Raw genomic sequence first — 17711 nt, 5'->3', positions numbered from 1 at the left:
CTCGGAGACTAGCCGAATGTATACTGAAATAAATGAAATGCTGACGCCATCTGTACTTAAAGTACACTCAGAAACGCTTAATCATGCTCGTATCGTGTTGGAGCCTCTTGAGCGTGGCTATGGCCACACGCTGGGAAATGCGTTGAGACGTATTCTCTTGTCCTCGATGCCAGGAAGCGCGATTACAGAAGTTTCTATCGATGGTGTATTACATGAATACAGCACCATTGAAGGCGTACAGGAGGATGTTGTCGACATTCTGTTGAACTTGAAACAAGTTGCTATCAGAATGACTGTCGGTCAGGAAGCGCATCTGACATTGAGCAAACAAGGCCCAGGCATCGTTACCGCTGGTGATATTGAATTAACCCACGGTATTGAAATTGTTAATCCGGACCTGGTTATTGCTCATTTGAATGAAAACGGCAAGCTTAACATGACGTTAAAAGTTGAACGCGGTGTGGGTTTCCATTCAACCGATTCATTCATCCGTCATTTTGATGATGAAGCAGAGCGTCGTTCCGTTGGTAAATTGAAAATTGATAATACATTTTCACCCGTTATCAAAGTCGCTTATTTTGTAGACAGTGCGCGCGTTGAAAATCGCACCGACCTTGACAAACTGACTATTGATTTACAAACAAATGGTACTTTGGATCCTGAAGAAGCAATTCGTATTTCTGCTTCCATTCTACAAAGACAATTGCATGCGTTTGTGGATATGAAGTTTGAAGAATCGCGTGCGGATAATAAAGAGCGCAATGATTTTGATCCAGTGTTATTAAGACCGGTAGATGATTTGGAATTAACCGTCCGCTCTGCCAATTGCCTGAAAGCAGAAAATATCTACTTTATCGGTGACCTGGTACAAAAAACAGAAAATGAATTATTAAAAACACCCAATTTAGGAAAGAAATCCCTTACCGAAATTAAAGATGTTCTTGCATCACGATCTTTATCATTAGGGATGAAACTTGAGAATTGGCCGCCAGCAAATCTTGGCGATTAATAGTAGGAGTCTTACCCATGCGTCACCGTAATACAGGCCGTAGTTTTAGCCGTACAAGCAGTCACAGAAAGGCCATGTTTTCCAACATGTGTTGTTCTTTGATTGAGCATGAATTGATTAAAACGACATTGCCAAAAGCGAAAGAATTAAGAAAGTATATTGAGCCCTTAATTACTGTCAGTAAGCAGGATTCAGTTGCCAGCCGACGTCATGCATTTGATCGTCTGCGCTCTAAGAGTGCAGTTGGCAAGTTATTCACAACCTTGGGTCCTCGCTATGTTGAACGCCCAGGCGGTTATGTCCGTGTTTTAAAATGTGGCTATCGTCCCGGCGATAATGCACCTATGGCGATTGTCGAATTAGTTGATAGACCGGTTGAATCGGATTCCGATGAATAATTAGTTGGTTTATAGCTATAAAAGAACCCACTTATGTGGGTTTTTTTATAGCTTCAACCAGCACTGATCCTGGGGTAATAACGTAAGACAGCATTTATAGCGACGATGTGAGGCGTATATAGTTTCCAAAAGGTGAAGACGCGGCTTTAATCATCTGAAAACACTATGTAAGGATGCATTGAAAAGACAGCAGTCAATAAATGATGGGCTTTGCCTGGATTTAGCTAGTTCACAAGGCTCTGGCAACAGTCTGTTTTAGGATGTCTGCGTCAGGCGTCATGCAGGTGCGATCGCAATTCTTCCTGGGCTGCATCTAACCGAGCGACCACGTTCTGGGCCGTTTTCGGTGGGCTATTAAAAAAACGCATCCACAATGTTTTGGGCGATAGGGGATACCGGTAAGTTGCAAGCCTGTTTTTGTCGTCCTCTGATAGGAGGATGGCTTTTCCGCATTGTATGGTGTGTTCTCTCAGGGCGTGTTGTAATTGCCTACGGACAGTATGATAAGGCTCATTAACATCCACAGTCTGCTTTATTGCGGCTGTGAGCGGGCCGATGAGCAGGGTGAGTTTGCTGACTAACTGATTGATGGTTGTATGTTTGATATCCTGAGCTCCATATTGTTGATTTATGGATTTGGCCATTGTTTGTAAATCATCTATCAGGGATTTGATGGCGCCAAGAATACGATTGATTTTTTTCTCAAATCGGACTTTTATTTCCTGTTTATGCAAAGGGCTATCGACTATCCTCAGATAGGACGTCGTCAATGTATCCAGGCGTTTAAATGTATGGCGTGTTTCGTCGAATTTTTCGATGTGGTTAAGAAAATCACCTGGTGTGGTGTTAGTACAGGTAGTTGAGTAATAGCTTTTTAAATAGCATGAGTACTTATAGGCAGGGTATACTTTGTTAGCCCAGGGATCGCATAGGAAAGCATTTCTTCCCCACGTATGGGGAGAGTGAGGAAGACTGGCAGGATTTCTGCCTATAATCAGAAAAGTATGATCACCACCATTTAGAGTAAACACCTCAGCCCTTATATGCGGACTTGTTATCAGCAGGTATTCCAATGAAAGGAGAGCTAATTCAAAGCAATTTCCTAATGAAAATTTTTTACACTGCTCGACGACCTTGTAAAAGGTTTGTATGGCTTGATCGGTTTCAAGGTTATAAGGATCCTTGGACAAGATCATGTCCCTAAGATCGACAATCGCTTTTTTTAAATAGAGCCTTTGTTGTGAAGAATAGGTATTGTTAACGCGTTGCGTTGAGCCTTTGGCGATAAAACCACGTGCATATTGACATGCTTTTCGGGCAGCCAGGTAATTGGAAGCGCGTTGAGGGGAGTCAGGCATAGAAACGGTCGTTATTATCCAAATGCAATGGTCGTAGCGCTACTAAATCCAGGGTTGTTCTTTAACCAGCATGGTATGATCCATGCCCCCCGTTTGCTGTGTTGTTACTGGCTCAAGCAGGAGCACATGAGCCTCGTGTTGCGCGCTGGGTTTATGTTCAACTCCTTTGGGTACAATATAAAATTCACCGGCTTTAACAGTCACCGTCTTATCCCTAAAGGCAATCGATATCTCGCCCTTCACAACCAGAAATAATTCATCCTCCTGCTCATGACGATGCCAGATAAACTCACCTTTGAATTTGGCTAGTTTTAGCAATTGGCCGTTGAGTTGTCCGACAATATGTGGTGCCCAATAGTCATTAAAAAGAGCAAATTTTTCGGATAAGTTCACGCTATTCATAATTATCACCCGTATAGATTGATCTCTTTTCACAAATTCACGACTTTTAATCTGGTTTGTTCGGCTTGTCAAATTAAATGGATACAAACAGATAAAATGGCTCTTATTGTTTAATGGTACAAGATAGTTGACAGGCTATGAACCTAAAGTCGATGACGCTATCTCGGCCACATGTAAAGCCAGTTCCGGGCTGCTGCCATCTTCCAAATGCCAGGCTGCAGACAAGCCCGCATACGCGAGAATCCACTTCAGCAGACGGCGACGCTCCAGTTGAGCAGCCTCAGCTATAATGGTTACCTGTTTCTGTAATCGACCCTGCGTGGTAACGGTTTGGTAATCCGGGTTACAGAAAAGATTAGCGTAATCAAACCCCCGCTCGCCAAGTAAGCCTTTGGGGTCAATGGCCAACCAGCCCCGTTGGTCAAAATCAAGAATATTGCCGTGATGAATGTCACCATGCAAGACGACATGATCCAGGGAGTTACTTAACAAGTCCCTGGCGGCGGCCAATGAGCGAATCAGTATCCCACCGGTATGTGCCGCAGCCTGTTCCAGGGAATGGAACCAGGTTGACAAAGGAATGAGTGTGGGAAGTGAGACGCTGGGATTTCGAGCTGTATGCAACTGCTGCACAACGCCACAGGCGATCCGGCTGGCTTCATTATCCTGGCCTTGCGCGACCAAGTCCCTCAGGGATTTTGAACCTACGGCACGCTCCATCAAAAAAGCATTTTTCTCATGCGCCAGAATGCGGGCTGCCCCTTGGCCATGCCACCATACCATCAACTCTCCGCCGCGTTGCTCCTCTTCAATCAGGGCTATTTTTAGCATGGCCGGTTGCTGCTTATAACGGACCGGGAGTAGCTGACTGGTACTGGTGAGCAGCGGTTCACCCTCAGGGTAGAGATCCCACAGTTGAATAAACAGGTTAAAGTCGTTCATTAATCAATAGATGATCCTGTATATAAAGTCCATAATACGATGAAGTAACCCCTCAATATGACTTAGATAACCTAAAACGGTTTTTCTACCCGTTACAACATTAATTTGAATAACACGTTAATTATAAAATTTATATAACGAATCAGGAAAGTGATTTTATGCGGGTCAATAAAATTTGGGTAACATTGAGTAAATCCTTTAGTCGTTGCTCATCAATTTCAAAATATCCTTTGTATTCAGCCAGGTTACGACAATTATGGCATTTGGCCAACACTCGCCAGCAAATTCTGACTCATTTATTGGTTCTATTTTAATTGCCCAGCTTTTACTAAATTATCCAAGTTGGATAAGCTCATCGAGTTATTGTCAAAAGTGGTGTATGACATTAGGCGGCCTTCCTGTCCGATTGTTTGACAACCTGTACTCCATTTTCAAATTTAACGTTATTAACAACAAGTGATAATAGGTTAAAACCTTTAATTTTTCTCCATCGTTTTTGAGCGGACTCCATCAGTTTAAATACCATTGCCAGAGTGCTGTCCCTTGAGCCGCAATTTCGCGATTTTTTTGTACGCAAGCGGACGGTAGAAAAAGCTGATTCAATTGGATTTGTTGTTCGAATATGAATCCAATGCTCTGCGGGAAAGTCATAGAAAGCAAGAAGTTCCTCGCGGTCTTTACTTAGGCAGTCCATTGCTTTTGGATATTTGGAGCTGAATAACTCCAATGTGTTGTCAAAGGCCTTATATGCATCTTTACGAGTTGATGCCATCCAAATCTCATGTAGTGCTGCTTTAACTTTAGGCTGCACTGATTTTGGTAATTTGTTAAGAACGTTAGCTGTCTTGTACACCCAACAGCGTTGATGACGTGTATCTGGGTATACTTTACAAAGGGCATTCCAAAAGCCTAGCGCACCATCACCAGCAGCCAGTTTTGGTGAGTGAGAAAGCCCTCTTTGACGCAGGCTTGTGAGCACTTCCTCCCAGCTTGCTGATGACTCACGATATCCATCACTCACAGCAACTAATTCTTTCTGACCATGCTCGGTAACACCAATAAGCACCAGTAAACAGAGGCGGTCATCCATCCTAACCTGGCTGTAAATACCATCAGCCCACCAATAAACATAACGCTTCTGACTTAAATCTTGACGTTGCCAGTTTTGATGCTCTAAAAGCCATTGGCTTTTTAACCGAGATACCGTATTTGCGGATAAACCTTTTGCATGTTCACCCAACAAAGAACCCAAGGCCTCAGAGTAATCACCAGTTGATAAGCCTTTTAAATAAAGCCAAGGAATCAACTCTTCAATCCTTTTTGTACGTCTCAAATACGGGGGCAACAAATGGCTTTGAAAATGAATCCCAGAGCCGCTGCGGTCCCGAACCTTGGGTACTTTGATGGTGACGTCACCAATACCTGTTTGAATGGTTCTTTCTGGCAAATAGCCATTACGCACAATAGCCTGTCTACCGTCGATTAATTTTAAATCTTCATATTCAGACAACATGGCACCGAGCTCCGCTTCAACCGCTTGCCTAATTAAATCACGTGCTCCATTCCTTAATAACTCAGTCAATGGATCTATCTCTTTTTGAACTGGTGTAGAAACCTCTTTCAGATTACAATCCTTCATGGCGTATTTCCTTTTGTTGATTAATGTTCTTGGCGAACAATCAACAGGATACGCCACCTAATTTATTTTTCCATACACCAGATTCGAGCATAACTCAAGCTCATCCCCAGTTCCTATTAGAAAAATTTTGGGCTGTGCCATGATTTGATTAAAGGCAACAGCAGAGAGTATAAAGAGCGCAATCTCATTGAACGCAATATTTAATAAATAATTAATTGAATGTCTTATGAAATAAAAAGCCCTCATTTATTAAGGGCTTGATTAAATTAATTAACAATATACTCTATGGTAGGAATTAAAACGGAATATCATCATCCAGTTCATCAAACGCATCTTGTGCTGCGGCCTGGGGTTGGCTCTTGCGGGCAGGTGCTGCAGAGGCTGGAGCACCCATGGCCTGAGGCATGTCATCAAATCCGCCGGCTGAGCCGCCCTTGCCGTCAAGCATTTGAATGTCGGTAGCGACAATTTCCGTGGTGTAACGATCCTGACCCTGTTGGTCTTGCCATTTACGGGTACGTAAACTGCCCTCGACATACAGTTTGGAGCCTTTACGCAGGTACTCGCCGGCAATTTCGCCCAAGCGGTTAAAGCAAACCACGCGGTGCCATTCGGTGCGCTCCTGCTTATCGCCAGTTTGTTTGTCTTTCCACGTTTCGCTGGTCGCAACGGATAAGCTGGTTACCGCATTACCATTGGGCATGTATCGAACTTCCGGATCGCCGCCTACGTTACCAATCAGGATAACTTTATTAATCCCGCGTGCCATTTATTTTCTCCTGGTGCTTTTGTTGCCAAACATTATATCCAATCTCGGTCGGTTTGCGTAGGTTTACTCTCTGCATACGTAATTTTATGCATATTATTTCGTTTTTGCGGCTGAATGTCCTGCAAGCAAGGCCTCTACACCGGCTTGTTGGTAGTCCTGCTGATCCACGCGTAAATAAAGAACATGTTCATCCGCTTCAAAAATGGCTTCACGCACACCGGGTAATTGTTGCAATTCAGGCAGTGCGGCCATTAATAAAGCGGGTGCATAATGCTCGCAATTAATAATGACCGTCGCATAATAGCGGTTCGGTTTCATGGCTCGGGCGATGAAAAGCCACACGCCACAGAGAAAGGCATTGGCATAAAACAGGCTGGATTCTCCGCCAAACTGGTAAAGCAACCCGGCTGCGACGCCGCCTGAAAAGATGCCTAAAAACTGGCTGCTCGAATAGATACCCATCGCGGTACCCTTGCTGTGCGGATCAGCCTGGCGTGAGATGAGCGAGGGCAGCACTGCTTCAAGGATATTAAATGCAGTAAAATAAAACAGCATAAAAACCCATAGCCCCAACCAATGATGCCCCCCTATGGCCAGGAGGAGCTGGGCTACGCCGCTGACGGCCACCGCGGTCAGAAAAACGGCCTTCATTTGCCGTTTTTTTTCAGCCAGGATGATGAACGGCACCATGGCTATAAAAGCAATGATCATTAAAGGTAGATAAAATTGCCAGGCTTGCTCAAAATGACTGGATTTCACCTGATGCTTAAGCAGCAAAGGCACCGCATAAAAGGTAGCGGTTAAAATAAAGTGCTGCAGAAAAATACCGGCATTTAAGCGTTGCAGCTGTGGGTTAAAAAAGACAGTTTTAAGCAGAGAAGGGCTGGTTTCGCTGTCGTGATGAAACCGTTCACGAGCGGGCGATGGGATAACGGCATACAGTAGCACGAGGCCTGTAAAGGCTAGAATCGCAGTCAGATAAAAAATACCCGGCAACCCGTAATGATGGGTGATGGTGGGGCTGATGATCATGGCGACGCTAAACGAGGTGCCAATCGTCATGCCGATGACGGCCATGGCCTTGGTGCGTTGATCATCGGGTGTTAAATCCGCCAGCAGGGCGATCAGGACGCTGCCTACTGCCCCTGTCCCCTGCAGGATTCGCGCGGCAATCATGCCATAAATGCTGTGAGTCAGGGCCCCCAGTATACTGCCGGCAATAAACAAGGCAAGGCCAAGGGTAAGAACAGGTTTTCTGCCCCAACGATCCGATAACAGGCCAAACGGCATCTGCAGCACGCCTTGACTCAAGCCATAACTCCCCAGGGCTATCCCCATAAGGGCGGGAGTGGCTCCTTCAAGCTGTCCTGCAAACGCCGTAAAGACCGGGATTAACATAAAAAGTCCCAGCATGCGAAAGGAGAAAATAGCCGCAATGGGAAAAACGCTCGTTATCCAGGAATTTTTCATGAGACACTGTCATTCTTTACTGATTCTGCTGATGGTACAAATTAAGCACCGCCTCGACAAGGAGAGATTATCAACTAGCCGTTGACAGGATAGGGTAATTCGCTGTAGTTTGGCAAATTTATTAACGAGGCCTCGACGAATGAGTTTGTTTTTTGCAGATAAAGTGGCACTGATAACCGGCGGCGCCCGGGGGATAGGCAAGGCAACTGCCTTAAAACTGGCGCAGGCAGGCTGTGACATCGCTATCGTGTATTATAACAGTTCCGACGAAGCCAATGATTTGGTTAAAGACATAACGGCTATGGGGCGTCGAGCGGTCGCCCTGCAGGCGAATGTGGCGGATCAGCAATCGGTTAAAGAGATGTTTGCGCAATTTCGTGAGCAGTTCAGCCAGTTGAATTTTTTAATCAGCAACGCCGCCAGCGGTGTATTAAAACCGGCATTAAAAATGTCCACTAAACACTGGCGCTGGTGCATGGAAACCAATGCCCTGGCGTTAAATCATCTGGTCTCTGAAGGGCGTGAACTGATGCCGCGAGGCGGTCGAGTTATCGCGTTATCAAGCCTTGGGGCAGAACGCGCCATCCCCAATTATGCTTTCATTGGGGCGTCCAAAGCCGCATTAGAGGCCTTGGTGCGCTCGTTAAGCCTTGAGCTGGCGGAGTATGGCATCACGGCGAATACGGTGTCCGCTGGTGTTGTCGATACCGATGCATTAAAGCATTTCCCCAATCGTGAGCAGCTTTTAGATGAATACCAGGCCCATGCCCTGGCTGACAGGCCCCTGACGCCGGCTGATGTGGCCGATGCAATATTCCTGTTGTGCTTGCCAGAAGCGGCGATGATCAACGCCCATACCCTGTTTGTCGATGCAGGGTATAGCCGTGTGGGTTAGGTAAGATAAACAGCGGTCGATTAATGGACCGCTGTTTTGTTAGGAGATAAGGCTTGTGCTGTGGGTGCGACTTTTTCACAGAGTGCTTCAAATTGGGCAGTGTCCTCATGGCCTTCAAAAAAATCCACGACCGTCTGTTTGACCTTGCCCACGACGCCAGTCGTTTTTAATCCATGGAAATCTGAATTGATAGGAGCACCCATAAAAGACGACTTGCCGTTATGATTCCATGCCTCATCAATGCCTAACAGGCGTTGCACGGCCAGCATGCGGCTGGTACCCATGTAACTGCCTCCGGCCGTCAGCAATGGCGAGGAATTCACTTTATTTTTCGCGTGCTCATGGGCTTCAGTCACGATGTCTTTAAGCGAACGGTCCGGGGTCAGCTCGGCTTTTGCAAGTGAGGTCAGCAAGGCTTCGCAATAGCTCATTTTGATGTCTTTTCGTGACTGATGGAAAAAACGGATGACGCAATTGCTTTTTTCTGATTTGAGCAAGGCCTGATAATTTTTGACGAGTGTGATTAGCGTATCCAGCTGGCGCCGCAGGGTTTCCTGCTGTTTTAAACGCGTCTCATCCTCAGGATTCGGTTGAGGGTCAGGATTCGGAGCTGCATTATTTTCAGGCGGTGTTGAATTATCGACGCTCGTCTCTTCAGAAACCTCCGTATCTTCTTTTTTATCGGTCAGTAAAGGTGGTGAAAGGTCTGCAATCATGACCGGGGCGGTAACAGGTTGTTCTTTAGTCTCCTCTTTTTCCTGGTTTTGCAGGGACTCGTTGTGCCTTATGAGCTTGAGTAATCGCTCCTGCGCCAGTTTATGGGGGGCGAGAACCTTCTCTTTCGATTCCTCAATCATTTGTGCCATCTCGCCAATACTCTTTTTCTCTTGGGCATTCTGGCAGCGGTCCAGTGCGTGTTGTAAGTCAAGGCGGTCAAAAGCTTTCAGCTTATCTTCAATCTGCTGGAGCTCATTTTTAATCGAGTCAATGCTCTTCCCCACCTCTGCGCGATCGCTTTTCTGTAATGCATTTTCAGCCGCATTATCAATTTTAATGAAAATCTGGAGAGCCGTTTGGTAAACTTGCCCGGCTATTTGTGCATAATGCGTGGCCTGGGCCAGTAATTGCTGGTCGCGCAGGGCAATGATTTTTTCTTTGAAGAGTCGGGCACGGGTGGGTACGTTTTGCAGCAACAAACTGTCTTGATTAAGGGCATCTTCTTTAAGTGACTGGAATTCTTTGCCCAATTGGTTTTTAATCTGTTCTTCATACCCTTCCCCGTGGCGTAATGAATGTACGAATAATGCATATTGCTGCCGCGCTTTCAGGGTATCTATTTTTTCAATCGTTTGAAGGCTGTCTAACTCCGTGATGAGTTGTTCCAGTAAATCAAGGTAACCCGCACCCGCATAACCCATCACGACAGGCTGCATTTTGTTTTTTTTGAAAAAATGTTTCAATTTCGGACTGAAACCGAGATCAGCAAAGTCTTTTAATTGTTGAAGGATGGGTTCTGAAGTAAAAAATTCGGGTTTTTTGAATACGAGATGGATTTGAATATTGCTCATGTGAAGTCGTTGTATTAACCATGGTGCTCATATTGTAATCTGGCGACCTTATGGCAATATTAACAAAACGATAATTTTTCCTTAATGTAGCTGCCGTAAAATAGTGATTAACGATTGGAAGTAGAGCGAAACATGTTGCATTCATATTATTATAAAGATCCGACAGGCGGGGTATATCGCGTTCGATATACGCCAATGCATAAACTGCACGATGTCAGCGAATTAGTAGACGGAAACTGGCGAGATTGCCCCATTTTAAGCCAGACTGAGGATAAAGATATAATAGAGGCCATTCTAGCGCCTACTCTGGCCATTCCTGAAAAAAACGGCCAGATCAAATTTTTACTCCCTAAACAATCCTTTGATTTGGCCTCGATAGAACTGGGTGTGAGGAGAGGTTTTCTTACGGATAAGCTTCTGATTAAATTGACTCCTGCTGAAAATCCGATCCCCGAAAAAACAGAAGAAGTAAGGATACGATTCAACCATCATCGCGCTGCGACGCAGGTAAGGCCTCTTTCGCAACGTGTCCTGTCAGCCGAACAAAGACAAAAACTGGAACATCATAGAGCCAAACTGGAAAAGCGTCAGTTTGAATACCGTTTTTTTAGTTATGTCGTTGGCTGTTTGCCTTTGGGTGATTGCTTTGGTAAAGGGTATAAGAAAAGCGAAAAAATCAGGGAGATTAATCATTTATTAAATGGTGAGGCAGTGGATGAGGACGTATTACAGCAGGGTAGAACCGGGCGCATACTGCGGGGCTAATTAGTTAAACGCAATTTGGCATAGCTGTCAATGAAAAAATTATGATATACTCTGGAGTTTTTCTAACTAGATGAGCTCTGAGGATAGAACATGAATGTAGACAGCGTGTACCCCAAGGTCAGGGAAATTATCGCAGACGTCCTGGTCATCGATGAAGAAGACGTGACTAAACAAAGCCGTTTGATTGCTGATTTGGGCGCGGAATCCATCGATTTTCTGGATTTGGTTTTCCAACTCGAAAAAGAATTTAATATCAAAATCCCGCGCGGCCAGCTGGAAAAAAATGCCCGCGGCGATTTAGCGGAAGACGAGTTTGAAAAAGGCGGCGTGTTAACGGTTAAAGGCATGCAGGCCTTGAAGAATTATTTAAGCGAAGTGCCGGCCGAACATTTTAAAACCAATCTGAAAGTCAATGAAATTCCCATGCTGTTTACAGTCGAGACGTTTTGTAAATTGGTTGTTGCGGCGGTCAATGATCAAAAAGCAACTGAAACAGTGGCCTGATGCGCTTTTTATTTGTTGATAGAATTCTTGAGCTTGTCCCGGGTGAATGGGTTCGCGGTGTGAAGCATGTCACCTGCGATGACGCTTACCTGGTGCAGGATGATAAAGGCAAGCTGTGCTTTGCGTCCTCGCTCATCGGCGAAACCTTGGGCCAGTTGGCCGCCTGGAATGTCATGGCCATGAATCAATTTACGGCCAGGCCGGTTGCCGGGGTGGTGGCCAGCGCTCGTCCGCTTCGCCCCGCTTATGTGGGCGAAACCCTGTTGCTTGAATCGTTTATCGAGCGGCTCGATGAGAGTTCTGTACAATATCACAGCCAGGCCAGCGTTCAGGGTGAAATTATTTTTAAGGTTGAAGGGGCCTTGGGTCCTCTATTGCCGATGGAGCGTTTCATTTCCGAGGACGAAGTCCGCAGCCAGTTTGCCGAAATTAATCGACCCGGGGAATGGCAACCCGCGCCGGAAAGCCCGCAGGCGACGCTTGCCCGCGCCGTGGCGCCCACAACCTGCATGGCCTTCGATCGCATTCTTGCGTCAGAGCCCGGCATTGAAATGATGGCTGAAAAATTAATTAGCCGCTCAGCCGCCTATTTTCCCGATCATTTTCCCCGAAAACCGGTACTGCCCATGACGGTCTTGCTCGAGTGCAAGCTCAATCTTGCCCGTGAATTCATCGCGCAGGCGGCTTTCCCCGTGACCTATCGGGTGGTTGAATTGCGCCGGATCAAAATGAATGAATTCGTTCAGCCCGGCGATCGCCTGGTTTGCCATCTCAAAGTCAAACATCGGGATGAACATCAATTGATTTTAAGTTATCGCAGTGAAGTCGATGGCCGGCGGGTTTGTGTTTTAGAAGTCGTGATGACCACAGAAGGTAATTGATAATGAATAAACGACGTGTAGCCATTACCGGTTTGGGTGTGGTTTCTCCGCTGGGTAACGATGTGGCGGCCACCTGGTCTAACCTGATGGCTGGACAATCCGGAATTGCTGAAATCAGGCAATTTGATGCCAGCGGCTTTCCAACCTACATTGCTGCTGAAGTTAAATCGTTTACGCCAGAGGCGTCCCTGCAGGGAAAACACAGCCGCTTTGCCATGCCGTTTACGCAATATGCCTTGCATGCGGCAGCTCAGGCTTTTCAGGATGCTGGTATCATGCCTGAAAAGCACAATGCCAAACGCTGGGGTGTGGTTGCCGGCAGTGGCATGATGACTGCTGAGTTCGACTACCTGCATCGTTTCCAGCGTGCATGCGCCACGCAGGGGGAAATTAACTGGCCGCAGCTTGAAGACAATGCCCGCGATTTCTATCGCCTTGCCGATTTTGGCCAAACGACTTCCAACTCCGGCTTGTCATTGCTTATTCAACAATTTGGTATCGAGGGTTATGCCACGTCGGTGCACACGGCCTGTGCCTCAGGCGGTCAGGCCTTGGGCCTGGCGATGCAGGCCATACGTCGCGGCGAGGCGGATTATATCCTCGCCGGCGGGTTTGACTCGATGATTAATCCCTTAGGCCTCTCCAGTTTTTGCCTGTTGGGGGCGTTGTCCACTTACAATGAGACGCCTGAGTCTGCAAGCCGGCCATTCGATGCCACCCGCAATGGGTTTGTTCTGGGCGAGGGGGCGGCTTTTCTGATTCTTGAGGAATGGCAGAAAGCTAAACAGCGCGGGGCGCGGATTTATGCTGAATTGGCAGGCGAAGGGAATTCCTTGAGTTCCTACCGCATTACCGATTCACACCCCAATGGTGATGGGGCCATACAGGCCATTGAGCGGGCCTTGCAGGATGCCGGCGTGCAACCCTCCGATGTGGATTATATCAATGCCCACGGCACATCAACGAAAATGAATGATTTGAGCGAAACCAACGCCATCAAAGCCGTTTTCAAGGAAGGCGCCCGCACGCTGCCGACCAGTTCGACCAAAAGCCAAACCGGTCATTTGATTGCAGCGGCCGGGGCACTGGAAGCGGTTTTATCGGTTTTATCCATTCATCATGGCTACATCCCCAAAACAGCGAATTTAACAACCCCGGATCCCGACTGCGATCTGGATTATGTGGTGGACGGACCGCGTGAAAAAGCGGTGGGTGTGGTATTATCCAATTCGTTCGGATTTGGTGGCTCAAACAGCAGCCTGCTCTTTAAGCACCCGGAATTTGGAGGAGCGGCTCATGACTAATCGTGTTTTTATTACCGGGTACAGCGCGCTGACGGCTTCGGGCGACACAGCCGCGGCCACGTGGGATGCAGTGTTTGCTGGTCAAAGCGGTATTGATCACATTACCCAGTGGGATCTTGCCGGTTGGCCTGCGTCTTTAGGTGGAGAACTGAAACACTTTCAGCCGGCTAAGATGTTGCCGGACCGCAAGCTGATGAAAGTCATTTCCCGTCAGGATGTCATGGGAATTAATGCGGCCGTGCAGGCGGTTGAGCATAGCCAGATGATCCCTTACCGCGACGCACTGGCTTCAGCCGCGGCTTTTGATGAACAAACCGGTGTGTATGTTGGGTCGCCTGGAAATAAATATTTCCAGCAGTACGATTTCTTGCCGTTGTTAGCTAAATCGGGCGGCAACATGCAGCAATTCGCCGCGCAGTTGTTTAACGAAGTTCACCCCATGTGGTTACTGCGTATTTTACCGAATAATGTACTGGCTTATACCGGCATAACCTATGGCTTTAAAGGCCCTAACCACAACGTCACTAACCATGCCGTGGGCGGTACCCAGGCTTTGCTGGAAGCATTCCATGCCATTCAAAGCGGGCAGGCTGAACGTGCGGTGGTGGTGGCCTACGATATGGGTATAGAACCGCAGGCCTTGTATTATTATGAGAAACTTGGCGTGGTCAGTCCCAGGCATTTGAAACCCTTTGATGCAGAGCACGATGGCACTATCCTGGCTGAAGGGGCGGCGGCTGTGGTTCTCGAAAGCGAAGCCAGCGCCGCCGCGCGCGCAGCAACCTGTTACGCGGAAATTGCAGGCGGCTTGTCAGGCACGGAAGCATCCGGCCTTTTCTCCTTGCAAGAGGACGGTGCTCATTTGGCAGCGCTTCTTCAGAATACCTTGCAGCAAGCCCGGGTGGATGCCCAGCAAATAGATTTTGTCGCAGCGCATGGCAACGGCAACAAGAAATCCGACATCAGCGAGGCGCAGGCAATTACCCAGGTATTTGGACAACAGGTGCCGGTTACGGCGTTTAAATGGGCGATGGGGCATACGATTTGCGCTTCCGGCATGATTGATACGGTGTTAACGGTGATGGCACTTAAAAATCAATGCGTTCCGGGTATTGCTAATTTGACAGCGGTTTCTCAAGCCTGTGCTGATTTAAACATTGATCAGCAAACCCGTTCTTTGCCGCAGGCGCGCCATGCCGTATTAATTAACCGTGGCTTTGCCAGCATGAATGCCTGTGTGGTGATTAAAGCCTGTGAATGACGTAGCCCAAAAAATTGATGCCTTGAAACCCACGTTGGCTGGGCGGTTTATCTACTACTGCCTGCCGTATCGGCGGCGTATCGTCATGGCCAATATCAACCAGGTGTTTGCCAATCAATTAACAGAAAAGCAAAAGAAACACTTGGCGAAAGCCTTTTATGGGCATTTGGCCGCTTCCCTCAAAGAAACCCTGCTGTTGCGCTTTATGAGCGAAAAAAAACTGCAAGAACGGGTAGAAGTGCGCGGGCATGAGCACATGTTGAATGTGGTGGCGAATCAGCGAGGGGTGTTGGTATTGACCGGCCATTTCGGCAGTTGGGAATTTGCCCCCATTGGCGGGGTATTGAATTTCAAACGCTTTCAGGGGCAGTTTCATTTTATTCGGAAAACCTTGGGCAATAAGTGGATTGAAAGGATGATGTTCAGCCGGTATTACCGCGCCGGTTTAAATGTTATTCCCAGTAAAAACTCGCTGGAACAGGTTTGTGATGCGCTGGAGAAAAACCATGCGGTCATTTTTGTTCTGGATCAACACGCCTATGTTGAGAACCGCGATGGCGTGGCGGTGGAGTTCTTTGGTAAAAAGGCTGGGACTTACCGCAGTCTGGCCAGTTTCGCGCGGCATACCGGCGTTCCAGTTGTGCCAGCCGCGTCCTATCGGCTTCCCAATGGTCGCCATGTGCTTGAATTTTTTGAACCCTTGGTGTGGACAGACTACGGCACCACCCAGGAATCCATTTACCGCAATACCCTGGTCTATAATCAGGCTCTGGAGCGCATGATTCTGGCTCATCCGGAGCAATGGCTCTGGTTTCATAAACGCTGGAAGTTAAAAGAGCCGGTCAGCCATGGACGTACGGCTAACGCCAGTCCTTAGGTTCGAGCGGAATCAGCAACCACATTATGACATAGATTAGCAGGGAAGAGCCGCCCAGGAAAAAAAGCAGCACAAAAGCTGCCCTCATCCAGAATGGATCAAGTCCAAAATAATCAGCAAGCCCCCCACAAACGCCGGCAATTGGCCTGTCGCGTCTTGAGCGCCAGAGTTTACGATAGGGTTTATTCGATTCAGTCATAGCGAAATCATTAGAACAAAAGGAGAGTATAATCGGTAGAGCGTGCAAGATGCCAGAATGTGGAAAGTTGTCCTGCAGCAGTTCTAGTCACAAAGTGGATGCCACATGACTCGCTTTAGGCGTCTTACTCAAGGTAAGCTGGCTCACGGCGGGTCGAATCAGACCTCCTGGCGTTGTCTTGTTAGCCGAGCAGGAACAACTACCACTAACATAACCTTATGTCATGCAAGTTCATTTATCAAAATCTATTTTGTTAAGTTTAAGCAAAGTTCGATGTTTAGCCGGGTATTGAGTCATCAAGAGAGGTTATCACGTAAAACGGGGTAAAATGGACGCTGAAAGGCTTCCATCCTCAAGAAGGATGGAAGACAGGGGAGATTAATTTTTGACTTCACAGGTAATTTTTGTGCAGTCACGGCAATGTTGGCCGGCAAAATTAAACGCTTCATCAGCCGCGCGGGCATTATCAGCCATTTGCTTGTCGGCTGCTTTATCCGCCTCGACATCGCTGCTGCTGGCATTGGTTGTGCAGACCCAATTGGACGTCATGTCTGTATTGGCTGCATAAACACTGGTTACTGCCAGCATGACGCCGGCAAAAACAACAGGTATCATTTTCATCGTGACTCTCCTTGTACTGACTATTCAATTAATGATAACGATTTTGGAAATCTTTAATGGCTTTTTCAGCTTGTTCACGGTTATAACCGTAACGTTGCTGCAGTTTGCCATAAATTTCCTGTTGATTGCCTTCGATAGCCTGTAAATCGTCATCAGTTAATTTGCCCCAGGCTTGTTTCATTTTGCCTTTTACTTCTTCCCAACGGCCTTGAAAAATATCCTTATTCATCGTGTTCTCCTTTAGTTATTTTTTGCACTGAGGATTGATAATTTTTTCAGTGTGATTAAAAATAGTTAATATTCTTTAAAAAAGCAAAATTTAATGGCATGAAAGAGTCCCCGGACTGGCCGGGGTTGATTCAAGCGTGGGCTTTTAAAGTCAGGTTTTTATTAAATTCGTGGGGAAGAACCGCCACAAGCTGACCTGCGGCATAAAGCACATAGGTACCGGCATTGCTGGTTACCTGTAAGACCTGTCCTGCAACGAGAGGTAATTGCTCAGGTGCGAGCGTGGGGATAGCCAGGGTGGCTGTTGATTGTTGATCCGGGGCTTTGAGGGTGATGTACGTGGTATTACCTGCTTTTTTTACCGCAGTGACCCTAATTTCTTCGTGAGTGAAGAGTGAGGAACTCCCTTCAACAACCTGACTGGCAAGCAGCGCGGTGCCGTTGAATTTTTCATTATGCCCAGATGAGGCATAAACTGCCGAGGAGAAAAGAAAAATTAATACCAATAATTTAAATGGGTTCATACGTTAAACTCCGTTAAGATCTTGTTTTTTATCCAAAAGAAAATGGTAAAAATACCAAGGTGGGTGATTATATTCCAATATTAGAAATAAATAAACA

Annotated in this window: 20 protein-coding genes; 9 read left to right on the top strand and 11 right to left on the bottom strand. The window is 46.9% G+C overall.

The annotated features are described in order from the left end of the window. The first annotated feature begins 16 nt into the window (after nucleotides 1-16). Together Lery_RS07245 and rplQ are read left to right on the top strand one after the other, a co-directional pair. A complete protein-coding gene (locus tag Lery_RS07245; protein ID WP_058526600.1) occupies nucleotides 17-1009 on the top strand; it encodes a DNA-directed RNA polymerase subunit alpha in 993 nt (330 codons plus the stop codon). Between the two features lie 17 nt (nucleotides 1010-1026). Beyond that, complete coding sequence (gene rplQ / locus Lery_RS07240) at nucleotides 1027-1407, top strand: 50S ribosomal protein L17 (RefSeq protein WP_058526599.1); 381 nt, start codon at nucleotides 1027-1029, stop codon at nucleotides 1405-1407. 269 nt (nucleotides 1408-1676) lie between these two features. On the opposite strand, the gene Lery_RS07235 is transcribed toward rplQ, so the two are convergent. The 6 genes from Lery_RS07235 to Lery_RS07205 all read right to left on the bottom strand — a co-directional run bounded on the left by Lery_RS07235 (nucleotide 1677) and on the right by Lery_RS07205 (nucleotide 7987). Continuing rightward, complete coding sequence (locus Lery_RS07235; RefSeq protein ID WP_058526598.1) at nucleotides 1677-2765, bottom strand: hypothetical protein; 1089 nt, start codon at nucleotides 2763-2765, stop codon at nucleotides 1677-1679. Between the two features lie 42 nt (nucleotides 2766-2807). Next, nucleotides 2808-3167: a cupin domain-containing protein gene (locus tag Lery_RS07230; RefSeq protein ID WP_058526597.1), complete on the bottom strand. Its 360-nt coding sequence runs from the start codon at nucleotides 3165-3167 to the stop codon at nucleotides 2808-2810. A 135-nt stretch (nucleotides 3168-3302) separates the two neighbouring features. Beyond that, on the bottom strand, nucleotides 3303-4109 hold the full coding sequence (locus Lery_RS07225; RefSeq protein ID WP_058526596.1) for an aminoglycoside phosphotransferase family protein: 807 nt from the start codon (nucleotides 4107-4109) through the stop codon (nucleotides 3303-3305). A 385-nt stretch (nucleotides 4110-4494) separates the two neighbouring features. Then, nucleotides 4495-5748 (bottom strand): IS256 family transposase, encoded by a 1254-nt coding sequence (locus tag Lery_RS07220; protein ID WP_058526595.1) that lies wholly within the window; start codon nucleotides 5746-5748, stop codon nucleotides 4495-4497. A gap of 295 nt (nucleotides 5749-6043) precedes the next feature. Continuing rightward, nucleotides 6044-6517 (bottom strand): single-stranded DNA-binding protein, encoded by a 474-nt coding sequence (ssb, locus tag Lery_RS07210; protein WP_058526593.1) that lies wholly within the window; start codon nucleotides 6515-6517, stop codon nucleotides 6044-6046. 93 nt (nucleotides 6518-6610) lie between these two features. Continuing rightward, on the bottom strand, nucleotides 6611-7987 hold the full coding sequence (locus Lery_RS07205) for an MFS transporter (RefSeq protein ID WP_058526592.1): 1377 nt from the start codon (nucleotides 7985-7987) through the stop codon (nucleotides 6611-6613). 139 nt (nucleotides 7988-8126) lie between these two features. Between Lery_RS07205 and fabL the strand changes: the two genes are divergently transcribed. Further along, complete coding sequence (fabL, locus tag Lery_RS07200; RefSeq protein WP_058526591.1) at nucleotides 8127-8882, top strand: enoyl-[acyl-carrier-protein] reductase FabL; 756 nt, start codon at nucleotides 8127-8129, stop codon at nucleotides 8880-8882. Between the two features lie 20 nt (nucleotides 8883-8902). Here the strand turns inward: fabL and Lery_RS07195 are convergent, their stop codons facing one another. Further along, nucleotides 8903-10450: a hypothetical protein gene (locus tag Lery_RS07195; RefSeq protein WP_058526590.1), complete on the bottom strand. Its 1548-nt coding sequence runs from the start codon at nucleotides 10448-10450 to the stop codon at nucleotides 8903-8905. Between the two features lie 132 nt (nucleotides 10451-10582). Here Lery_RS07195 and Lery_RS07190 point away from each other — a divergent pair, with 132 nt between their 5' ends. The 6 genes from Lery_RS07190 (at nucleotide 10583) to Lery_RS07165 (ending at nucleotide 16042) form a co-directional block, all read left to right on the top strand. After that, nucleotides 10583-11215 (top strand): hypothetical protein, encoded by a 633-nt coding sequence (locus tag Lery_RS07190; RefSeq protein WP_131751061.1) that lies wholly within the window; start codon nucleotides 10583-10585, stop codon nucleotides 11213-11215. A gap of 90 nt (nucleotides 11216-11305) precedes the next feature. Then, nucleotides 11306-11719, top strand: coding sequence for an acyl carrier protein (locus Lery_RS07185; RefSeq protein ID WP_058526588.1), 414 nt, complete (start codon nucleotides 11306-11308; stop codon nucleotides 11717-11719). Then, nucleotides 11719-12600 carry a 3-hydroxyacyl-ACP dehydratase FabZ family protein gene (locus Lery_RS07180; protein WP_058526587.1) on the top strand — a complete coding sequence of 294 codons (882 nt, stop codon included), beginning with the start codon at nucleotides 11719-11721 and terminating at the stop codon, nucleotides 12598-12600. The genes Lery_RS07185 and Lery_RS07180 overlap by 1 nt, the downstream gene beginning before the upstream one ends. A 2-nt stretch (nucleotides 12601-12602) precedes the next feature. Then, a complete protein-coding gene (locus tag Lery_RS07175; RefSeq protein ID WP_058526586.1) occupies nucleotides 12603-13904 on the top strand; it encodes a beta-ketoacyl-[acyl-carrier-protein] synthase family protein in 1302 nt (433 codons plus the stop codon). After that, nucleotides 13897-15165 carry a beta-ketoacyl-[acyl-carrier-protein] synthase family protein gene (locus Lery_RS07170; RefSeq protein ID WP_058526585.1) on the top strand — a complete coding sequence of 423 codons (1269 nt, stop codon included), beginning with the start codon at nucleotides 13897-13899 and terminating at the stop codon, nucleotides 15163-15165. The genes Lery_RS07175 and Lery_RS07170 overlap by 8 nt, the downstream gene beginning before the upstream one ends. Next, a complete protein-coding gene (locus Lery_RS07165; protein WP_058526584.1) occupies nucleotides 15158-16042 on the top strand; it encodes a lysophospholipid acyltransferase family protein in 885 nt (294 codons plus the stop codon). Before Lery_RS07170 ends, Lery_RS07165 begins: the two co-directional genes overlap by 8 nt. On the opposite strand, the gene Lery_RS07160 is transcribed toward Lery_RS07165, so the two are convergent. The 4 genes from Lery_RS07160 to Lery_RS07145 form a co-directional block, all read right to left on the bottom strand. After that, nucleotides 16026-16241, bottom strand: coding sequence for a PspC domain-containing protein (locus Lery_RS07160; RefSeq protein ID WP_058526583.1), 216 nt, complete (start codon nucleotides 16239-16241; stop codon nucleotides 16026-16028). The genes Lery_RS07165 and Lery_RS07160 overlap by 17 nt on opposite strands. Nucleotides 16242-16619: 378 nt before the next feature. Then, entirely contained in the window at nucleotides 16620-16862 is a 243-nt protein-coding gene (locus tag Lery_RS07155; protein ID WP_058526582.1) for a hypothetical protein, read from the bottom strand. A gap of 28 nt (nucleotides 16863-16890) precedes the next feature. Beyond that, nucleotides 16891-17091, bottom strand: coding sequence for a CsbD family protein (locus tag Lery_RS07150; protein WP_058526581.1), 201 nt, complete (start codon nucleotides 17089-17091; stop codon nucleotides 16891-16893). Nucleotides 17092-17221: 130 nt separating this feature from the next. Then, nucleotides 17222-17614, bottom strand: coding sequence for a hypothetical protein (locus Lery_RS07145; RefSeq protein ID WP_058526580.1), 393 nt, complete (start codon nucleotides 17612-17614; stop codon nucleotides 17222-17224). Between the last annotated feature and the right edge of the window lie 97 nt (nucleotides 17615-17711).

The sequence above is a fragment of the Legionella erythra genome, from assembly GCF_001467615.1.
GTDB classification, from domain to species: domain Bacteria; phylum Pseudomonadota; class Gammaproteobacteria; order Legionellales; family Legionellaceae; genus Legionella_C; species Legionella_C erythra.
The sequence above is the reverse complement of the archived record's forward strand: the minus strand, read 5'-3'. Positions and strand labels throughout refer to the sequence as shown.

Bases quoted from the DNA above. Each gene is read 5' to 3' on its own strand.
- Lery_RS07220 (WP_058526595.1), bottom strand. From the start codon at position 5,748: ATGAAGGATTGTAATCTGAAAGAGGTTTCTACACCAGTTCAAAAAGAG.
- Lery_RS07145 (WP_058526580.1), bottom strand. From the start codon at position 17,614: ATGAACCCATTTAAATTATTGGTATTAATTTTTCTTTTCTCCTCGGCA.
- Lery_RS07225 (WP_058526596.1), bottom strand. From the start codon at position 4,109: ATGAACGACTTTAACCTGTTTATTCAACTGTGGGATCTCTACCCTGAG.
- fabL (WP_058526591.1), top strand. From the start codon at position 8,127: ATGAGTTTGTTTTTTGCAGATAAAGTGGCACTGATAACCGGCGGCGCC.
- Lery_RS07160 (WP_058526583.1), bottom strand. From the start codon at position 16,241: ATGACTGAATCGAATAAACCCTATCGTAAACTCTGGCGCTCAAGACGC.
- Lery_RS07190 (WP_131751061.1), top strand. From the start codon at position 10,583: ATGTTGCATTCATATTATTATAAAGATCCGACAGGCGGGGTATATCGC.
- Lery_RS07230 (WP_058526597.1), bottom strand. From the start codon at position 3,167: ATGAATAGCGTGAACTTATCCGAAAAATTTGCTCTTTTTAATGACTAT.
- ssb (WP_058526593.1), bottom strand. From the start codon at position 6,517: ATGGCACGCGGGATTAATAAAGTTATCCTGATTGGTAACGTAGGCGGC.
- Lery_RS07150 (WP_058526581.1), bottom strand. From the start codon at position 17,091: ATGAATAAGGATATTTTTCAAGGCCGTTGGGAAGAAGTAAAAGGCAAA.
- Lery_RS07205 (WP_058526592.1), bottom strand. From the start codon at position 7,987: ATGAAAAATTCCTGGATAACGAGCGTTTTTCCCATTGCGGCTATTTTC.
- Lery_RS07170 (WP_058526585.1), top strand. From the start codon at position 13,897: ATGACTAATCGTGTTTTTATTACCGGGTACAGCGCGCTGACGGCTTCG.
- Lery_RS07185 (WP_058526588.1), top strand. From the start codon at position 11,306: ATGAATGTAGACAGCGTGTACCCCAAGGTCAGGGAAATTATCGCAGAC.
- Lery_RS07195 (WP_058526590.1), bottom strand. From the start codon at position 10,450: ATGAGCAATATTCAAATCCATCTCGTATTCAAAAAACCCGAATTTTTT.
- Lery_RS07235 (WP_058526598.1), bottom strand. From the start codon at position 2,765: ATGCCTGACTCCCCTCAACGCGCTTCCAATTACCTGGCTGCCCGAAAA.
- rplQ (WP_058526599.1), top strand. From the start codon at position 1,027: ATGCGTCACCGTAATACAGGCCGTAGTTTTAGCCGTACAAGCAGTCAC.
- Lery_RS07245 (WP_058526600.1), top strand. From the start codon at position 17: ATGTATACTGAAATAAATGAAATGCTGACGCCATCTGTACTTAAAGTA.
- Lery_RS07180 (WP_058526587.1), top strand. From the start codon at position 11,719: ATGCGCTTTTTATTTGTTGATAGAATTCTTGAGCTTGTCCCGGGTGAA.
- Lery_RS07155 (WP_058526582.1), bottom strand. From the start codon at position 16,862: ATGAAAATGATACCTGTTGTTTTTGCCGGCGTCATGCTGGCAGTAACC.
- Lery_RS07175 (WP_058526586.1), top strand. From the start codon at position 12,603: ATGAATAAACGACGTGTAGCCATTACCGGTTTGGGTGTGGTTTCTCCG.